The sequence below is a fragment of the Bartonella sp. AP331QHHD genome (genome assembly GCF_042195905.1).
GTDB lineage: Bacteria > Pseudomonadota > Alphaproteobacteria > Rhizobiales > Rhizobiaceae > Bartonella.
The window spans coordinates 1-17518 of sequence record NZ_JBHIPG010000027.1 but is presented as its reverse complement, the minus strand read 5'-3'; the positions used below and the strand labels follow the sequence as shown (position 1 = coordinate 17518).

12 protein-coding genes and 1 tRNA gene are annotated in these 17518 nt (G+C 37.3%); 11 read left to right on the top strand and 2 right to left on the bottom strand.

Annotated elements, in window-relative coordinates; all coding sequences use genetic code 11:
* Nucleotides 1-700: 700 nt before the first annotated feature.
* The 4 genes from ACFIMS_RS03190 (at nucleotide 701) to ACFIMS_RS03175 (ending at nucleotide 4160) form a co-directional block, all read left to right on the top strand.
* Nucleotides 701-1783, top strand: a complete 1083-nt coding sequence (locus ACFIMS_RS03190) for a quinone-dependent dihydroorotate dehydrogenase (protein WP_375627812.1) — start codon at nucleotides 701-703, stop codon at nucleotides 1781-1783.
* Between the two features lie 137 nt (nucleotides 1784-1920).
* Nucleotides 1921-1997 (top strand) — tRNA-His (locus ACFIMS_RS03185).
* A gap of 717 nt (nucleotides 1998-2714) precedes the next feature.
* Nucleotides 2715-3218 carry a hypothetical protein gene (locus ACFIMS_RS03180; RefSeq protein WP_375681453.1) on the top strand — a complete coding sequence of 168 codons (504 nt, stop codon included), beginning with the start codon at nucleotides 2715-2717 and terminating at the stop codon, nucleotides 3216-3218.
* An 813-nt stretch (nucleotides 3219-4031) separates the two neighbouring features.
* Nucleotides 4032-4160, top strand: coding sequence for a DUF2924 domain-containing protein (locus ACFIMS_RS03175; RefSeq protein ID WP_375631508.1), 129 nt, complete (start codon nucleotides 4032-4034; stop codon nucleotides 4158-4160).
* Nucleotides 4161-4574: 414 nt separating this feature from the next.
* Here the strand turns inward: ACFIMS_RS03175 and ACFIMS_RS03170 are convergent, their stop codons facing one another.
* Nucleotides 4575-4901, bottom strand: coding sequence for a hypothetical protein (locus tag ACFIMS_RS03170; RefSeq protein ID WP_375637995.1), 327 nt, complete (start codon nucleotides 4899-4901; stop codon nucleotides 4575-4577).
* A 370-nt stretch (nucleotides 4902-5271) separates the two neighbouring features.
* Here ACFIMS_RS03170 and ACFIMS_RS03165 point away from each other — a divergent pair, with 370 nt between their 5' ends.
* From ACFIMS_RS03165 to ACFIMS_RS03135, 7 genes are all read left to right on the top strand, one after another.
* Nucleotides 5272-7188, top strand: coding sequence for a site-specific DNA-methyltransferase (locus tag ACFIMS_RS03165; RefSeq protein WP_375637998.1), 1917 nt, complete (start codon nucleotides 5272-5274; stop codon nucleotides 7186-7188).
* A 28-nt stretch (nucleotides 7189-7216) separates the two neighbouring features.
* Nucleotides 7217-10414: a DEAD/DEAH box helicase family protein gene (locus tag ACFIMS_RS03160; RefSeq protein WP_375638000.1), complete on the top strand. Its 3198-nt coding sequence runs from the start codon at nucleotides 7217-7219 to the stop codon at nucleotides 10412-10414.
* Nucleotides 10415-11156: 742 nt separating this feature from the next.
* A complete protein-coding gene (locus tag ACFIMS_RS03155; RefSeq protein ID WP_375631516.1) occupies nucleotides 11157-11324 on the top strand; it encodes a hypothetical protein in 168 nt (55 codons plus the stop codon).
* A 296-nt stretch (nucleotides 11325-11620) separates the two neighbouring features.
* Entirely contained in the window at nucleotides 11621-11872 is a 252-nt protein-coding gene (locus tag ACFIMS_RS03150) for a hypothetical protein (RefSeq protein ID WP_375638002.1), read from the top strand.
* A 1013-nt stretch (nucleotides 11873-12885) separates the two neighbouring features.
* Nucleotides 12886-14229: an MATE family efflux transporter gene (locus ACFIMS_RS03145; RefSeq protein WP_375681452.1), complete on the top strand. Its 1344-nt coding sequence runs from the start codon at nucleotides 12886-12888 to the stop codon at nucleotides 14227-14229.
* 315 nt (nucleotides 14230-14544) lie between these two features.
* Nucleotides 14545-14733 carry an NADPH-dependent FMN reductase gene (locus ACFIMS_RS03140; protein ID WP_375612108.1) on the top strand — a complete coding sequence of 63 codons (189 nt, stop codon included), beginning with the start codon at nucleotides 14545-14547 and terminating at the stop codon, nucleotides 14731-14733.
* Nucleotides 14734-14773: 40 nt separating this feature from the next.
* The gene (locus ACFIMS_RS03135; RefSeq protein ID WP_375638007.1) at nucleotides 14774-14947 is read left to right on the top strand and encodes a hypothetical protein; all 174 of its coding nucleotides are present in this window, start codon (nucleotides 14774-14776) and stop codon (nucleotides 14945-14947) included.
* A 1519-nt stretch (nucleotides 14948-16466) separates the two neighbouring features.
* Here ACFIMS_RS03135 and ACFIMS_RS03130 read toward each other — a convergent pair.
* Complete coding sequence (locus tag ACFIMS_RS03130; RefSeq protein WP_375696383.1) at nucleotides 16467-17246, bottom strand: hypothetical protein; 780 nt, start codon at nucleotides 17244-17246, stop codon at nucleotides 16467-16469.
* Between the last annotated feature and the right edge of the window lie 272 nt (nucleotides 17247-17518).

Genomic DNA, 17518 nt, shown 5'->3' with positions numbered 1-17518 from the left:
GTTTATAAATAGCAGAGCTCTAGGGTTTGCAAGATCATTTTGGTTTGGAAGTCGTTGGTATGATGTTTGAGTTCAATAATCAACTGTCATTACTTAAAATATATGTTAGGCAGAGCACTTAATAGATGCAAAATTGTATTTAATACATCAGAAATGGCAAAGAAAACAACGCAGATTATCAATAGAGTACAAATTGATTGAACATTCTGTTGCTCATAAATAGTGCAACAATAGTATGAATTTAGATGATTTTATGAACTATGTATCCTATAAATGCTAGGAAAAAATAGCTTTATAGAACAAGCTTTGTTTCTATTGAAAACAATATTACACAAAGGAACTTTGGGAATAGAGATAATTTGCCTGCATTTTTAAGAAAATTATGAGCGTGCCTGCATAAGACGTCATAAAACCATGACTATGGTAAGAGCCATTGATGTTCCAATTCATGCTGAATTTTATAAGATTAGGATTCATATTTTAATCTTTAAAAAATGTCGAAAAAGAGAAACATTTTTTAAGAATAAAAAGTTCTTTACATAATATAACCAATATAAACATGTATGGCTATTATGTGATGAGTTTTCTTCTAGAAGGGGAATATTATTTGGATAATATGCTTGCTTTGATTGGAAATCTTTTGTGTTAAAAGGTAGAGGTGAGGTGCGATGGATCATTTTTATGTTGTGGAGAAGAATTGATGAGTTTTTTTCGTTGTATTGGCCGTTCTGCCTTATTTATGTTGGATCCAGAGCAAGCACACGGTTTAGCGATTCTTGGGCTGAAAAGTGGATTAAATGGTTGTCAAAAGGTTATCGACAAACGTTTGTGTGTAACTGTTGCTGGTCTTGAGTTTGAAAATTTTATTGGTCTTGCAGCGGGGTTTGATAAAAATGCAGAGGTTGTAGATGGTATTTTTCGGTTAGGATTTGGTTTTACTGAAATTGGGACAGTGACACCAAAGCCTCAGATTGGAAATCCTAAACCACGGCTTTTTCGTTTAAAAGAAGATGAAGCGATTATTAATAGAATGGGCTTTAATAATGACGGACATCAAGTTGTTTACAATAGATTGCATGCGTGTAAAAAAACTGGTGTTATAGGAGTCAACATTGGAGCCAATAAGGATACGGTCGATAAGATTGATGATTATACTGTTGGTATTGCTCATTTTTATGATGTTGCTGATTATTTTACGGTTAATATTTCTTCTCCTAATACACCAGGTTTACGTGATTTACAGGCCCGTGACAGTTTGCATCTTTTGTTGAGTGCAATTTCGCAAGCGCGAAATGAGCAAGAGAACAAGCATGGATTCTCCATTCCCATTTTTTTAAAAATTTCTCCTGATTTATCAGAGAAAGAATTAGATGATGTTGCTGAAGAAATAAAACTTTCTGATTTTGATGGACTCATTGTTTCTAACACAACTCTTTCACGCCAAGGTCTTAACAATAGTCACTTCCGTAATGAAGAGGGTGGGCTTTCTGGACGTCCACTCTTTGAGCGTTCTACTATTATGCTTGCAAAAATGCGTCAAAAATTAGGGAAGGAGATTGCAATTATCGGTGTTGGCGGTATAAAGGATGCACAGACTGCTTTGGAAAAAGTAAAAGCTGGTGCAGATTTGATTCAATTATATAGTGGGATGGTTTATGAAGGTCCAAATCTTGTCATAACTATTCTGCAAGAGGTTTTGCAGATGATGCAACAAGATGGAGTTGATAACATAAAAGGCTATCGTGATCATAGTCTTGAGCATTGGGCAAAATTTCCTTTGTAAAAAACGCTTTTTTCTTCACAAAAAATTGCGAGATTTTTTTAAAGGGGCTTGCAAACTTTGTTGATCTTCCTTATGTCACATAAGCAAAGAATAAATGTTTACGAAATCGTGAACAGTTATGATACATTTGATTTTATGCGGTTGTAGCTCAGTTGGTTAGAGCGCTGGTTTGTGGCACCAGAGGTCGTAGGTTCAAATCCCACCAACCGTACCATTGATTTCCTTACAACTTTTCTCATTCTCCTTTCCAGTGTTTTGTAAAGCGGTTAAAAGACGCAGTTTTCGGCGTTTTTTGCCTTTGACTGATAACAGAGCCGAGGCCTTGCGCGGGTGTATTTTCCTCTTTTTCGCCCAAAATGGCCAAAACGTCTCATTGAGCGGAGACTTTTTTAAAAAGGTCTCCGCTCAATTTATATTTATTTTTCAATATGTTATAAAATTGCTCATTTTATGGTCGGTATGCATCTTGTGGGTGGCGCGCGTGATACGAACCTAAGGCCTCTGTTTAAGTAGAATCGCTATAATTCCCCTATAAGGTTTTGTTTTTTTACAGTAAGCTTGCAATATGCATGAAAATAAATATTCTATTCTTCTATACTGAGCATAAGGGGAAATGCAGTGATGAGTATAATAGCGGGTGAAGATAAAATTGATTAGCCTTTTACTAAAGAAACCCTTTACTATTTTTTATGCCAGTGCTGGTGTCTGTGAGGAAAAACGTAGACATATTATGTTGTATCTCATCAATAAATATATTACATGGATTTGGGTTATCATATTTTTTGCTAATGGGCTGCCCAATGTTTTTTTGAAGGGACTCCCCAGCTTTGGTGGATCAATATGGGTTTAGTTTGTGTTGGTATCTTTTTTTCTAAATATTTTCCTAACATGATGCGATATTTTTATCGCATCAAACATCATGGAGCATAATATGTCATTGTTTAACATTCTGACTGGAACTCCTTTATGGGCCTGGATTTTGCTTATTTTTCTCATTGCGAGGGGAATAATCGCATTGAAAGATAGGGAAATGAAGGTTAACCGCCTTTTTCTATTGCCGTTAGTCTTTCTTTTTTTGGGCGCAAGCGATGTGATTAAAGAGCTGGCGTTCCTGCGCTGGGGAGCAGTCTCAATGTTGGCAGGGCTGATGATCGGCGTTGGCGTTGGCTGGTTGCTCTGGCGTGCTACTGCGCGTTTAAAAATCAAAGAAGGAACGGATTTCATTATTCTGCCTGGTACGCCGTTGACGCTGACATTTATTCTTATCGCTTTTGTCATCAAATTCACATTGATTGTTTTTCTCAAGGTTGTACCTGATTTGAAATATGCATTTGATTTTAACCTTCTTTTTGGTCTTTTAAGTGGGTTCACTGGTGGTGTGTTTTGGGGCGGCTCATTAAATTTATATATAACATTTCGAAAAAATATAAATTAGTTCCTATATCCTTAGCTGTTGATGCTTCTGTCAAGTATTATGATACAGAAGCGTCCGCTGTTTTACGTTGAAACTGCGGCTGCTATACGACTAAGTGGCCTTACGTCTGAGTATGCAAGAGCGGCAGAGTTTATACAGTCTACGCCATAATATGTGGAGCACTCTTGCGGGAATGAGTGCATTATTATTGCGATATACATGTAACCCTCTAGCTAATATTATATTAGTAAGGCTGTTTTTTGAAGCCGCTTGTAATTACGGTGTGTTTTTAAAGAGAACGTTCGAACCGATGTATCGCTTGCAGTACCATTTCTCTTTATAAAACTATTCTCATTTCTTTTAGAAATCTGCACTTCTCAGCTTTTTTTGCGTATGATCGATAACGTAGTTAAGATCCTTGAGATAGTGAATTTTTATCTCTTTTTGCTAAAAATGCTCAAACCATCTTATTTAGTCGAGACTTTGTTTAAGAAGGGATCTTCTAAATTTATTTTTTCAATAGGATATAAATTTCTCGTTTTGGGTGCGCGGTAAACTTATAGCAGCAATAAGCTTAGGTTTATTGGTTCTAAGCGTGGAGGGAGTTGAGCTATCCAATGAAAAAGAATAAATTGCATTTTTGTCTAACTTTGTGAACACACACTATTTTCTGGACTAATCGAGGAAATAGAACATTCCTGTGTTGAGAGGATTAGACAATGAGTTGTAAACAATTAGAGCAAGAAATAGCCACTGTAAAGTATACGTTAATGTAGGAGCCCAAAGCCTTATGGCACACTTATTTCAGTGACGATTATTTAGGACAAACGCATCATGTGCTTGTGGTGTCAAAAGGCTATCAATGAGGGCAAGATTTACAAAAGCTTGAAAGCTATTGCTAAGCATATTACCGGCATCAATTGGAATGGCCATTTGTTTTTTGGCCTTGTAAGGCGGGGATGAGAGGATGACTGGGGACAAGAAAGGTGCTTAAACAAGCGATAAAACCAATACGCGGCGCTATATATAGACGTAAAACCGAAGAAGGTTTAAAGCAAGAGTTTAACTGACGGGACGACAAAAAGAAGCAGACGAAAGCTTTGTTAAAGCTTACCGTCATGAAGGTTGGCAATTAATACCAACGTTGCTGATAATGTAAAAATCATGCCGCAATATATTTAAGGAGCGAGTGCAAGAGATTAATACATTCCTATGGCAGATTGTAAAAGCATGGTTTGTACATGAGTCTAATTATATGATTGATAAGGCAATACAAATCACTCAGGGATAAAATGATAAGAGCTATATTTTATTATGAATCTGACACACAGTATAAAACCTATAAAGGCAAAGCGTTTTATGGCATGGGAAGGATTTTCAGCTTGCTGGTGGGCGTTTGAGGGTGTTTTTACACACCGTGAAAGGTATTTTAGCAAATCTTGCTTGTGCGGACAAGGGAGAACTAGAAGTGGATGCTGACATAATCCCTTGTGAAATGGTTTTTATTGCGTCAAAATAAATGATGAAGAAATTTATGTTTTCGTTGGCAGTGATAGTACTTGTATGTGCTTGACCAAGCCACATGTGACGCAATTTTAAAATTACCCATGGTGGCATGTCGTCAAATTGACGATACAGCTCTTCGATTTGTAAGAAATATGACAAGGCTAAAAGATAGACATATTTGGGATGTGCTTGTGCCAATTGATAAGCTTATTGATAATATTTGTAAGTGCCATAATAGCACACAAGAAAAAATATAAAATAACCGCCTTTATTATGCCAAACAGCGGCTAATTTAGGGCGCGAAATTATTGCTTTTTCAAAGTAAATCAAAGAAAGGCAAAATGATCAAAATGTGGTAATGCGAATTGATCTAGCCGACTTGCGTAAGCAAAAAGACATAAAACAAGCACAAGAAACTTTAAAAAATAAAGAGAACAGCTTATATGACACTTTTCATGAAAGTAAATTTGCAGAGGATATAGAAATAAATAGGATAAAAGGAATTGCGACGTACAAAAGAAATATTCATAGACATATTTTATACTAAGCGTAACGGAGAAGCGCAAAGATGAGTATAATAGCGGGTGAAGATAGAATAGAGGGCATGAGTCAAAGCCCTGTTAATCCAGACATAGAAAAGTTAAAAGCAGCCTTTCCGCAATGTTTTGCTGAGGGAAAGCTGGATATAGATCAGCTTCTTAATCTATGCGGCGAATATATTGATAATGATTTTGAGAAGTTCAAATTTGAATGGAAGGGCAAAGGAGCAAGTTTAAAGCTTGCACAAAAGCCTTCACTAGCGACATTGCGCCCGAAGCGCGAGGAGAGCGTAAACTTTGATAATACACATAATCTTTATATTAAGGGCGATAATCTTGAAGTGTTAAAACTTATCCAGCGGGCTTATTTTGGCCAAGTGAAGATGATCTATATAGACCCGCCCTATAATACGGGGAATGATTTTATCTATGATGATGATTTTAAAGACCCATTGGCGCGATATAAGGAAGTGACCAAGCAGACAACGAAGTCAAACCCTGAGACAATGGGGCGGTTTCACACGGCTTGGCTCAATATGATTTATCCGCGCTTGCTTTTGGCACAGACCTTATTGCGTGACGATGGGGTGATCTTTATCTCGATTGATGATCATGAGGTGCATAATTTGCGCAAAGTGTGCGACGAGGTGTTTGGTGAAGAAAATTTTGTTGCTCAATTGGTGTGGGAGAAGGTTCACACGCGCAAGAATTCAGCGAAATATTTTTCTGTCAGCCATGAATATATTATATGCTACGCAAAGTATAAGGAGAATTTCAAGAGAAACCTGTTACCGCGACCAGATAGTTCAGCATATAAAAATCCTGATAATCATCCTAAGGGACCTTGGAAAGCGGACCCCATTACGGCTCATAAACCCTATGCGGCCAATTATACAATTACCAAGCCGAATGGGGTGGTTCTGAAAAGGCCGCAAGGGCGTTATTGGGCTTTTAGCGAAAAAGTTTTGAAAGAAAAAATTGCTAATGATGAGATCATATGGGGCGAAGGCGAATCCTATCCTATGATTAAAAGGTTTTTAAATGAGACTCAAGATGGGTTGGTTCCTACGACTTTTTTCGGCAAGGAGATCGATGCCAATTTTGATGAAGAATTTGCAGGAATTTTTAAACGAGAGTTTTCAGGTGATACCGCTTTTTCCAAACGTGAAATTGATCAATTAATGCATGTTCAAGGATTGTTTGAATATATTAAACCTACCAAACTCATAAAATTGCTCATGCAAATCGGCATGAACAAAGACGACATCATTCTCGATTTTTTTGCTGGCTCTAGTACAACAGCGCATGCAGTGATGGCTTTGAATGCCGAAGATGGTGGCAATCGCAAATTCATCATGGTGCAATTGCCTGAATTGTGTGATGAGAAGAGCGAAGCTTATAAGGCTGGTTATAAAACTATCTGCGATATAGGTAGCGAACGTATTCGCCGCGCTGGTGCACAAATCAAGCAAAAGCATGAAGCAGAATTCACAAGCAAGCAGCCTTTAGACATCGGATTTCGCGTGCTAGAGCTCGATAGTTCCAACTTTTCCATATGGGACGATAGCCCGATTGATCCGAATGCACTTGATGTTAAAGAACAATTGCAAATGCGTTTGGATCATATTTTACGGGGGGTGAATTCCGAGCGCTCTCATCAAGATATTATCTTCGAGATCATACTTAAATATGGTTGGCCATTGGATTTAAAAATTTATCCTTTACCAATCAATGGCAAAAAATTCTATTATATAGGTGAGAGCGAAGGCGATGTCTTAGTGATTATAGCCATAGACCCCCCCTTGGACCCCGAAGATGCGGAAGAGATGATAAAGTATTTGCCCGTAAAAATCGTAGCGCTTGATGCGGCCTTTAAAAGTGATGAGGCGCTTATTAATTGCGACTTTATCTTTAAAGACAATGAAGTAAGTTTTGATAAAATTTAAACTATAGAGAGACGATTGGGGCGGCGATATGAAACTTAAATTTAAACAACAAGAATTTCAAAATGATGCCGTTAAAAGCGTCATTGATTTATTTAAAGGCCAACCACGACGAGATTCTTCTATTTTCTTGTGTTCAGAACAAGGACAATTAGCGTTAAATGAATTTGGTTATGGTAATCAATTATTGATTAGTGATGAAACTATATTAGCAAATTTACAAGAGGTGCAACAGAACAATAAACTCGTGGCGAGTAAGGCGCTAGAGCAAAAGCAGTTTTCTATTGAGATGGAAACGGGAACAGGCAAAACTTATGTTTATAGCAAGACGATTTTTGAGTTAAATCAACGCTATGGCTTTATCAAATTTATTATCGTCGTACCAAGTGTTGCTATTCGCGAAGGGGTATATAAATCACTTCAAGTAACAAGGGAGCATTTTCAAGCAGAGTTTGATAATCTGCCCTATCGTTATTTTATTTATAATTCAAAAGATCTTTCGCAAATTCGCCAATTTGCAAGCTCTACCAATATTGAAATTATGATTATCAATATTGATGCATTTAAAAAAGCGGAAAATATTATCAATCTTCCGCAAGATAGACTGAATGGCGAAAGTGCTATGCGCTATATCCAAGATACAAATCCGATTGTGATCATAGATGAACCGCAATCGGTGGATAGTACAGCAAAAGCGAAAGAGGCTATTGCGAGCCTTAATCCGCTTTGTGTTTTCCGCTATAGTGCCACGCATAAAGAGGAGATTAATCTTTTATATCGTTTAACACCTGTTGATGCTTATCAAAAAGGACTGGTAAAGCAAATTTGTGTCTCTTCTAATCAGATAGAGCAAGATTTTAACCGTCCCTATATTGCCTTGAAATCCGTATCACACAAACATGGCTTTAAGGCGCGCTTAGAGTTGGATATTGCGGGAAAGAATGGCACTGTGAGCCGCAAAACAGTTACAGTGAGACAAGGCGATGATCTGTATCGCGTTACGGGCGGGCGTGAGCTTTATAGGGGTTATATTGTTTCGGGTATCAATTGCATGGCGGGGGATGAAGCTGTTGAGTTTTCTGATACTGAAGTTGTCAAATTTGGCCACGCCCTTGGTGATGTGAATACAATAGAGCTTAAACGCGCGCAAATTTATCGCACTATAGAAACACATTTAGATAAAGAATTGCGGCTTGCGCCTTTAGGGATTAAAGTTTTATCACTTTTTTTTATTGATGAGGTGGCTAAATATCGTAGCTCTGATGAAGAGCCAGCACTTTATGAGCGTATGTTTGAAGAATGTTATGAAGAGCTGTTGACGAAAAAGAAATATGCCTCCTTACGAACTAAGTTTGCGCAAAATGTTCGAAATGTGCACGGCGGTTATTTCTCGCAAGACAAGAAAGGCGTGTATAAGGATACAAAGGGCGACAGCCAAGCTGATGATGACACTTATAACACGATTATGCGTGATAAGGAGTGGTTATTATCTTTTGCATGCCCCTTGCGTTTTATCTTTTCACATTCTGCCTTGAGAGAAGGCTGGGATAATCCGAATGTGTTTCAAGTGTGTATGTTGATTGAGCAAAAATCGAATTTTACCGCACGGCAAAAGATTGGTCGCGGTTTGCGCTTGTGCGTAAACCAACACGGTGAACAGGTAGAAGATAAAGATATAAATGTGCTGCATGTCATGGTGAATGAAAGCTTTGCTGAGTTTGTGAGTACATTGCAAAAAGAATTAGAGGCGGATATTGGTTATAAACTTGGTACATTGCAGATGGAGCATTTGGTTGGCCGTATTTATGAAGATGTAAAATATGTGGCCGCTAAAGTGGAAGTATCGCAAGCACAAAAAATTGTTAAAATACTTGTTGCAAAAGATTTTATTGATGAGGCGGGTGTCGTTAAAGTAGATCAAGATTTAGTGGCGAGCGAATTTGAGGCTATAGGGGCGGAGGAAATGCCACGCGAATTGCGTCAAGAAATTGTGAAAAAAACTGATGCGGGCGCGCTTATTAATGTTGAGACGCTGCAAGATCTGATTTATATGACAGCTGTGACGGAAACAAAAATTCTGTCTTCGCAAGAGGCTGCTGATATATTGGTTGAGTTGCGTGAAAAAGCCTTGCTTACATCAGCAGGAAAAATCACAGATACATTAAAAGCGCAATGGGCGACTGGGACGTTAGATTTAAGTGAACGTTTTAGTAAAGGGCAGAAGCAAGCTGTGCTGCAGGCGCTAGAAGCGAGCCAAGCCATGCCGATTATTCGTAATGCTACGCGCGAGGTGCGGGTTAAGCTTAAAAAGCAAACAGTGGCTTCACCAGAGTTTTTGGCCTTGTGGGAGAAGATCAATAAAAAGACCACTTATCGTGCAAAGCTTGATCGCACAGAGTTTGTTGCCAAAGCAGTGGATGCAGTGGAAAAAATGGCGCCAGTTGCGCCCGCGCATTTGGTTTATCAGACAGCAGAGATAGAACTGGATAGTGCTGGTGTGACCTATGAAGAGCAGTTATTAAAGCAGAGTGCGCTTGATTATAGTTTTTGTGCACTGCCGAACATTGTACATTATTTGACCTTAAAGCTGAAATTAACCACAAAGACAATTATTGGTATTTTGACCAAGAGTGGCCGTGAGCATGAGTTTGTAAAAAATCCACAAGCTTTTTTAGAGCGCATAGAAGAAATACTCAATAAAACCCATGTTAATCTTACAATTGATGGCATTAAATATTTAAAGCTGGTCGGGCAAGAATATAGTGTGCAAGAGCTTTTTACCAGTGAAGAGCTTGTGGCAAATTTAGAGCGTACAGCTGTTGTGAGTGAGAAGAGTGTGTATGATCATGTGGTTTATGAAAGCAGTGTGGAGAAAGAGTTTGCACAAAGTCTTGAAAATGATCCTGAAGTCAGATTGTTTTTTAAACTACCAAGAAGTTTTAAAATAGCCACTCCCATTGGTTCTTATACGCCTGATTGGGCAGTTTTTTTAGAGCGAGATGGCGAACAAAAGCTTTACTTTGTGCTGGAGACAAAAGGGGCAAACAGCGAGTTTGATTTGCGACTTAAAGAAATACTGAAGATTAAATGCGGCAAAGCGCATTTTGCTGCACTGCAAACGAGCGTTGCGTTTAACGACCAGCCGGTGATAAATTGGCGTGAATATAAGCGTACTTTGCCCGAAGGGGCGCATGAGTTTCCAAGTGCTGCGGTGGTTGTTACAGAATGATTGGAGCATGAAATACTTAAGGGGGAGGGGAGAAAAGCTTTTTATATCAAAATAATAAATTGATAAAAGGTAGTTATAATGTACACTTCATGTTGAATTTAATTGTTTTCATTTAATACAGGAGGTAAAGTTATGAAAACTAAAGATATGTATAAACCACTGAAAAAAAATTAAACGGGTTGATGTTGCTGCGCTCAAAGCCCGAGCAAGTGAGCAGAAAATGGCTGCTTGAGGCGCTTCTATGAATTGAAGTTTTAAAATATACAAAGCTGGCGGCAAAAAAAGCTGCCAGCTTTATAGCTTTTGGATATATTAATGACGATAGATTATGAAGTTAAAAAGTTGCTCTATGGCTGTGGGGCAATGAGCGAGGTTCGGCTGATTACAGGTTCCTTCCATGCTTTTTTTTCTTGTCTATGGGCGTTAGTATAGCACAGTTAGCCTTATTGCAAATTGTGTTTAGCGCGGCTATTTGTATTTTTAAAGTGCCTTGTGGGATTTTAGGAGATAAAATTGGCGTTAAAAAAATGTTATCTTATCATGTTTCTTTTTTTCGCTCTTCTTCTTTTTATCTATTTACGCGCCTAATCTTTCTGTCTTAATTCCGGCAGAAATTATATATGCTTTAGGCTTTGCTTTATGTTCTGGCGCTGATAGCACATGGATTAAAGGCTTAATCGACGGCGGTGGATACAAGGGTAGTTTGATCTACCACCAAGTAAACGTCTATAAGCGGGAACTGATGGCATTCATGAATATGGTTGCTGGTGCGCTAGGTGTTCTTATTGTTTTGTGTATGGATAATTATCAGTCGGCATATTATTTTTGTTCTTTCGGGTTTCTCGTGCTTGTATTCTTGTTTAGTCGGGTGACGGGGATAGGTATTGCATCCGCTTCGGATAGTCAGTAAATAGACTCGGGTTCTTTGTTGCATGCAACAGAAGCTTTTACTTATTTAGTTACCTCAAAAATTGGGTTATATTACATATTGATATGTGGTTTTATTGTTGCTGCATTGCAGCCAATATTTCATTTTTGGCAACCTTTTATTTTGGGACAGACAGGAGTATTAGACAATGCGACAGGAAAGACTAAAATTCTTATTCTTGGCCTGTGCTTTGTGTCTTATACTCTCGTAAAATACTTATTTAATCGCTTTGTGATTAAATATCTTATGCAAAAATATGCTCCTATGGCGATAACTTTGTGCTCACTCGTCCTAAGTGCTGTTGTTATGCTTGCTCTGCTTCTCGTTGCAAACAGTTGGGCTCCTATTATTTTATTCACCGTATTTCACAGTTTTTTTCTGTTCCTATGACGCAGTTTGAAGCAGAATTTTTTAAACATATTCAACAAAAGAATGCAAATACGGTTTTATCCATTGTTAGTTTTCTTGCGCGTATTTTTGGTATTTTAGCGCTTGTGCTGATTGTTGGTTGGCAAATAATGTTTGTATAGAAGCAGCTTTTTGTTTTGCCTTGGTTTGTATATGTTCAATTATCCCGCTTAATTTGGCTTGGCTTTATACTGATAAAAAGTTAATAAAAAACGAAGAGGTCTGAGAGTGAAGATACAGTTGAATAGGGACTTGCCTATGACTTACATAAAGACACAGGAAAAAATAGTGTGTGGGTCATCTTATATGGATTGAGTCGAAATTAATAGCTGTCCATCGTTTTTAGCAGAGATGCTTACCGATTTGAATGCGCCAAATGATTGTGCTGTTATTCTCCAGAAATATCGCGAACGAGTATATCAAGAGGATATGATATTGATGTGTTGTTAAATGAATACTTCAGATTGGATTCGGAGGAGGCCAAAATTATTATTTTTGAGGAGGGCAATCATTCATATGAAGTCTCTATAGGTTTTGTGATGTGGACATGGTACGTATAGTTATAGAATGCTCTCCTAGTGAGTGCTAGATGGTGCTTTTGCGTTCGTAAAATATTGTGCGTTGGTTGTTGAACTAAAGTTTCATAATTTTAGATCGTAGAGCGGTGGGGCATCGAGGTGTCTTATGTATCATAAACGCTCTTTTTTAATTGGTGTATAGGCACAATGGATTGTAAAAATGCTAATGCCTGTGTTTTTTGACAACTTGGTCGGCTTTGTTTTTTTTACGTATGTAAGCAGCGAGTAAGCAAAGGTTAGCACAGGTGTATTACTTGCAGTACCAAAAAGTTTGATTAAAAATACTAAAAATGGATATACAAGACGAACAAACGGCTCGCTGAGGATCTTTTATCAATGACTGTAGTTGCTTGGGGGCATAATATTGTACAAAAAACCAATAAAGGTGCATTGCGCTTCTTTTTTAAGAACTGGGCATCTCCTCTTACCTTAATGCGTTCTCATTATGCATCCTTTACACAAGACTTGCGATGGAAAGACTTTACCGAAAAAATCAATGTGTTTTGTTTAAAAGATCTGAGCTTAATATGCCCTTCAATATGGAAGGGTATTTCACAATGTTTGTTGTGATGAAGCAATTGCTCTCTCTTGGCATGCCACTGGCTGTTGGGTTTATCTCTCAGATGATGATTTCCTTCACAGATGCAGCGCTTGTAGCGCATTTAGGCGTGCAAGCCTTGAGTGGTACAATGTTAGCTCTGAGTATATTTAGTTTTGTTATGTTGTTTGGGCTAGGTATTATTACCGCGGTTGCACCAAAACTTGCGGAAAGTTTTCGTAGACAAGATAGATATGCATTAAAGGCATGGTTTGATCAAGGAATATGGCTTTCACTTGTGATTGGAATAATGAGTGCGATCATTTTACTCAACACGAGGAATATTTTGTGTTTTCTCGGCCAAGATGGGACAATTGCCAATATAGCGCAGGAATATAATAGTGGTGCTGCTATAGGAGTGGTGTTTTTTTATCTTTATGTGAATAGCCGGGGATTACTGTCAGCAATTGGTAATCCAAAGCCGTTAACCTGGGTTATGCTTGCGGCTATCCTCGTGAATTTTCTTATCTCTTGGCCGCTTATTTTTGGTATAGGTTCTGCAAGCGGATTAGGTGTCTTTGGTGCAGGAATTGCGAGCAGTTTGATCCGTATTTTAATTGTTATTGCAGCAGCAATAATTTTTTCCCGCAATTCTGCTTTTCATTCTTTTCGCTTTAATTATTTGAGACCAAAGTTAGAGATTTTACGAATAATAAAATTGCTGAGAGTAGGGCTACCCATTGGTATACGTATTCTTATTGCGGAGGGCTTTCCTTCGGTCATTGCATTTATGATTACGGCTTATGGGGTCGAATCTTTGGCCGCGCATACGATAGGGATGCGTCTCGATATGCTTATTTCTGTGGTGGCTTTGGGGATTTCCAGCGCAGCCGCGACAATAGCAGCGTGGTATAGAGCAGATAGGAATAATATGGCTCTAAAACAGCTGCGTATGAGTGTCACTGTTTTTGCTGTAGCTTATGTCTTGTTTTTATCAGGGATTGTTTATCTCTCTTATGGATTCATCCTTACAACCATCTTTAATATTTCTTCAGAACGCGTTGTTGTTTTCTCTTGGAAGTTGCTTCCGTTCATTTTATTGTCTTTTGCTTTTGGCACTTTAGGTGCTATGCTCAATGGCATACTTGTGGGCTTGCTTGATACGTTTTGGTCAACAATTGTTGTAGCAATAAGTTATTGGGGGTTAGGCCTATTTGGGGGAGCACTAATGGCGCATTTTTTTGAATATGACTTTATTGGCTATTGGCTTGGCATGATTGGTGCAAGCTTAATCGTTTCTCTCTTTAATTATATGCGCGTGGGTTATTTAATAAAATGCAATCCTATATTTGGGGCAGAGTGAGTGTTATAAAAGCGCTTGTAAAGCACTAGCTGTGAAGGCTTAGCTACTCATCGTCCATAGAGGCTGTTTTACTTCTATGGAGATAACAATATAGGTTACAAAACTTGCTTAATATTGAAAAGAAGTGTCTTTGATTGTAGCCTCAATATTATTTGTTGAGTTTTTAAAATAATATGGGTTTATTAAAATCATTCGGCTACAATTTAAGAGTAAGTTCGGTAGATTGGAAGAGTTTAATACCTTAAAAAATGACGAGAAAAAACGTGCTTATATTCATACGCCGTTGAGGAGGCATTTAAAAAAGTTGTTGTTTTTATAAGTCATTACCATTGTGATGCTAAAACGCATGCATTTGTCAAAACAATCGCAGACGCTAACGATGTTATTCTTGCAAGCCCTGTTTATCACGGGTCTTATTCAGGGGGATTGAAGAATGCTCTTGATAATTTAGAGTATAATGCTTTTGGGATAAAGTTTTTGGTCATCTCTCTCATGACAATATAACCCAAAATGCGCACTGCCCTGTGTATATTTGGTACCAATTGTGCATACGCTTTATGGACCGGCGCTGCAATATCAAGTTGCTTCGGCTAAAGATGATTTTGCGTTTGAGAATGAAAACCGTACACGGAGACTTAGCAGCGTAAATGTACGGGCTTGCTGCGCACATCTTGCTGATAAAATGTACAATAAGGGTGGAGGATATGATCAAAAATGATAAGAAATACCGTTAGTTAGTCGTTGGTGGTACAGGAATATTGGCGCCCTTTTGCCGGTCATAAGTTCGATAACATATTATGCATAAAAAACCAATAAAGTCAATAGGTTGTGTGAAATTATTTTATATGAATCCACTTAAGAATCCACACTTTTATGCATGATTCATTTGATCATTTTTTATATAAGATTGCCATGCATGAATAGACCATAAAAAGCAAATCATGATACAAATATTATAACGCATGTGTGCATTCAAATGAAATGAAAAGCAGCTATCATTCATAACAGTTTATAAATCTTATGATACGTTTTTATCACAGTACAAATCACATTGTTTAAAATTTAGTTGTTTGGAATTATCGATAACATACGTTTAAAGATCACATCTTGTTTTAATGATTGGATTGTTAATCGCATGATAAAAACAAAATTAACGGTCCCCAAAATTGGGGAGCGCAAAATCTAAAGATGTTATAGTATCCTATAAGAAAGTAATCATTTAAAACTTTTATAAGCTTATAGGTTTAATTTATAAAGATTGCATAAAAGGATTTAAAGACAAGATCACTTTTAAAACGCTTTCTAAAAGTTTAGAAAATGATAAGTAATCAGCATAAATATAATATCATGACATATAGAATGAAAATCACAATGTTATGTCTTATGAAAGAGAAAGCTTTTTAATGATATAACGCAAGCAAGAAAACTTCAAAACCATTGTAATCTCACATGGGTTTTTACTCAATTTTGAGTCAAAAGCTGTAATGTTTAAAGAATGCTCTATTCTAAGATAATGCCTCCAAAAATGGACCGGCTAATATTTAAAGAAATTAGGTTTTATGAAAAGTACAAATACGCTTATGAGAACCTCTTTAAATGCACGTTTAAACGTTTGAAACATAAGATGAGATCTTTATAAGAAACGTTAAAACTTTTTTTTATTACAGTTATAACTTAGTTATCATTTGCTCTTAAAAACGTTTCATTTATGAGAAAATTAAGATTTAGCTTTCACAGCAGAGCAAAATCTTGAAAACCTTACATTTTATAAAAGCGTTTGTTTATTTTTCTTATGAAAAGCTGCTTTGTAAAAACCAACGCTTCCAAATGTAAAAAGAACGTTTTTACAAGACATTCACTTAATATGCATTTGCTTTTGATTGGATTGATAAAGCTACCGAGCATTTTGATTTGTTTGATACGTTTAATAGCCATAACAAGCGTTTATAGGCTCTGTAATTCAAATGAGTGATTAAAGATCATACGCACATTTACGTTTCTTTTGATAAGTTTTCATATCTCTCATAGAGCGCTTGCAATATGATACGTTTTGTATATATGCATTCATTACTCCATGTGGATGATTCATTTTAATCAATAAAAAACGCTATTTGAAAGCCGCGTCATATCATTTGGCACGGCTTTTTTTTATGAATGCTATCTTTTATGAGATGTTTATAGCAATGCATTTTATATGCGTTTATAACCATAAAGAATGCACGCCCCCATGTCTCTTTTTATTCTGTTTTATCAGTTATATTGACAACATTATCCCTTTCATAAACCTCACAATTTTTTGGAACCAACCTTACTTTGCTTTTTTTGTTGATTTTTGCATTGCCATAAGCACGCCCCCAGATCGTTGCACAATATGAGATTTTAGCATTGCCAAAAACAGAGCCATAAATCTCACAAGAGCCACTCACACAAGCATTTCCATAAACCTTGCCATAAATCTTTGCACGACCATTAATAACAGCATAATTATAAATTTTTGCATGGCTATAAATACAAGCCAAGCCAGAAACCTTGGCATGACCATAAACGCGTGCATAACTAAAAACCGTAGCATCATAAGAAACATGCGCATGATCATAAATATGAGCATCAGCAAGAATGCGGGCACTACCATTCACATGAGCATACCCATAAACATTGCCATAAACATGAGCATTGCTATAGACAAAAGCATGGTCATAAACTTTAGCATATTGAGAGATAAAAGCTTTTCCATAGACCTCAGCATTGCCATAAACTTGACCACAGACTTGAGAAAAATGGCGTATTTTTGCATTGTCATACACTCTTGCATGACCATAGACACAAGCCTCATCATACACCCAGCAATTACCATCATGGGATAGGTTAACTTCCTTTTCAATAAAGCCGCCTAAAGACCCCGCCTGTACATCATCAAAATCTTTTAAAGCTTTAATGCGATAAAGGTTTATAATATTTCGAGTAAGAGCATGTTTGATTTTTTTGATTTCACTGGTTAATTCGTATTTTTTGCACATAGAGATACCCTCACAATTTAATGTGATAAACATTTGATAAAATTTGGAATGGGAAAATTTGAAAGAGGGGCGCCCCCGCCGCGCCCGCGCGTCTTTACGCAGCGTTATTTTCAATAATCTTTACAACGGTATCGTTTTCATAAATTTCACAATCCTCAGGAATCCCATATGCATAGTAAACGTTTTGTTCAACATATGAATAACCATCTCTTTTTAACCTTGCATTGCCATGTACCAAACCTCTAATGGTGTGATAACCAGTCACTTTTGCA

Bases quoted from the DNA above. Each gene is read 5' to 3' on its own strand.
- ACFIMS_RS03190 (WP_375627812.1), top strand. From the start codon at position 701: ATGAGTTTTTTTCGTTGTATTGGCCGTTCTGCCTTATTTATGTTGGAT.
- ACFIMS_RS03180 (WP_375681453.1), top strand. From the start codon at position 2,715: ATGTCATTGTTTAACATTCTGACTGGAACTCCTTTATGGGCCTGGATT.
- ACFIMS_RS03175 (WP_375631508.1), top strand. From the start codon at position 4,032: ATGTGCTTGTGGTGTCAAAAGGCTATCAATGAGGGCAAGATTTACAAA.
- ACFIMS_RS03165 (WP_375637998.1), top strand. From the start codon at position 5,272: ATGAGTATAATAGCGGGTGAAGATAGAATAGAGGGCATGAGTCAAAGC.
- ACFIMS_RS03160 (WP_375638000.1), top strand. From the start codon at position 7,217: ATGAAACTTAAATTTAAACAACAAGAATTTCAAAATGATGCCGTTAAA.
- ACFIMS_RS03155 (WP_375631516.1), top strand. From the start codon at position 11,157: ATGGCATTCATGAATATGGTTGCTGGTGCGCTAGGTGTTCTTATTGTT.
- ACFIMS_RS03145 (WP_375681452.1), top strand. From the start codon at position 12,886: ATGTTTGTTGTGATGAAGCAATTGCTCTCTCTTGGCATGCCACTGGCT.
- ACFIMS_RS03130 (WP_375696383.1), bottom strand. From the start codon at position 17,246: ATGTGCAAAAAATACGAATTAACCAGTGAAATCAAAAAAATCAAACAT.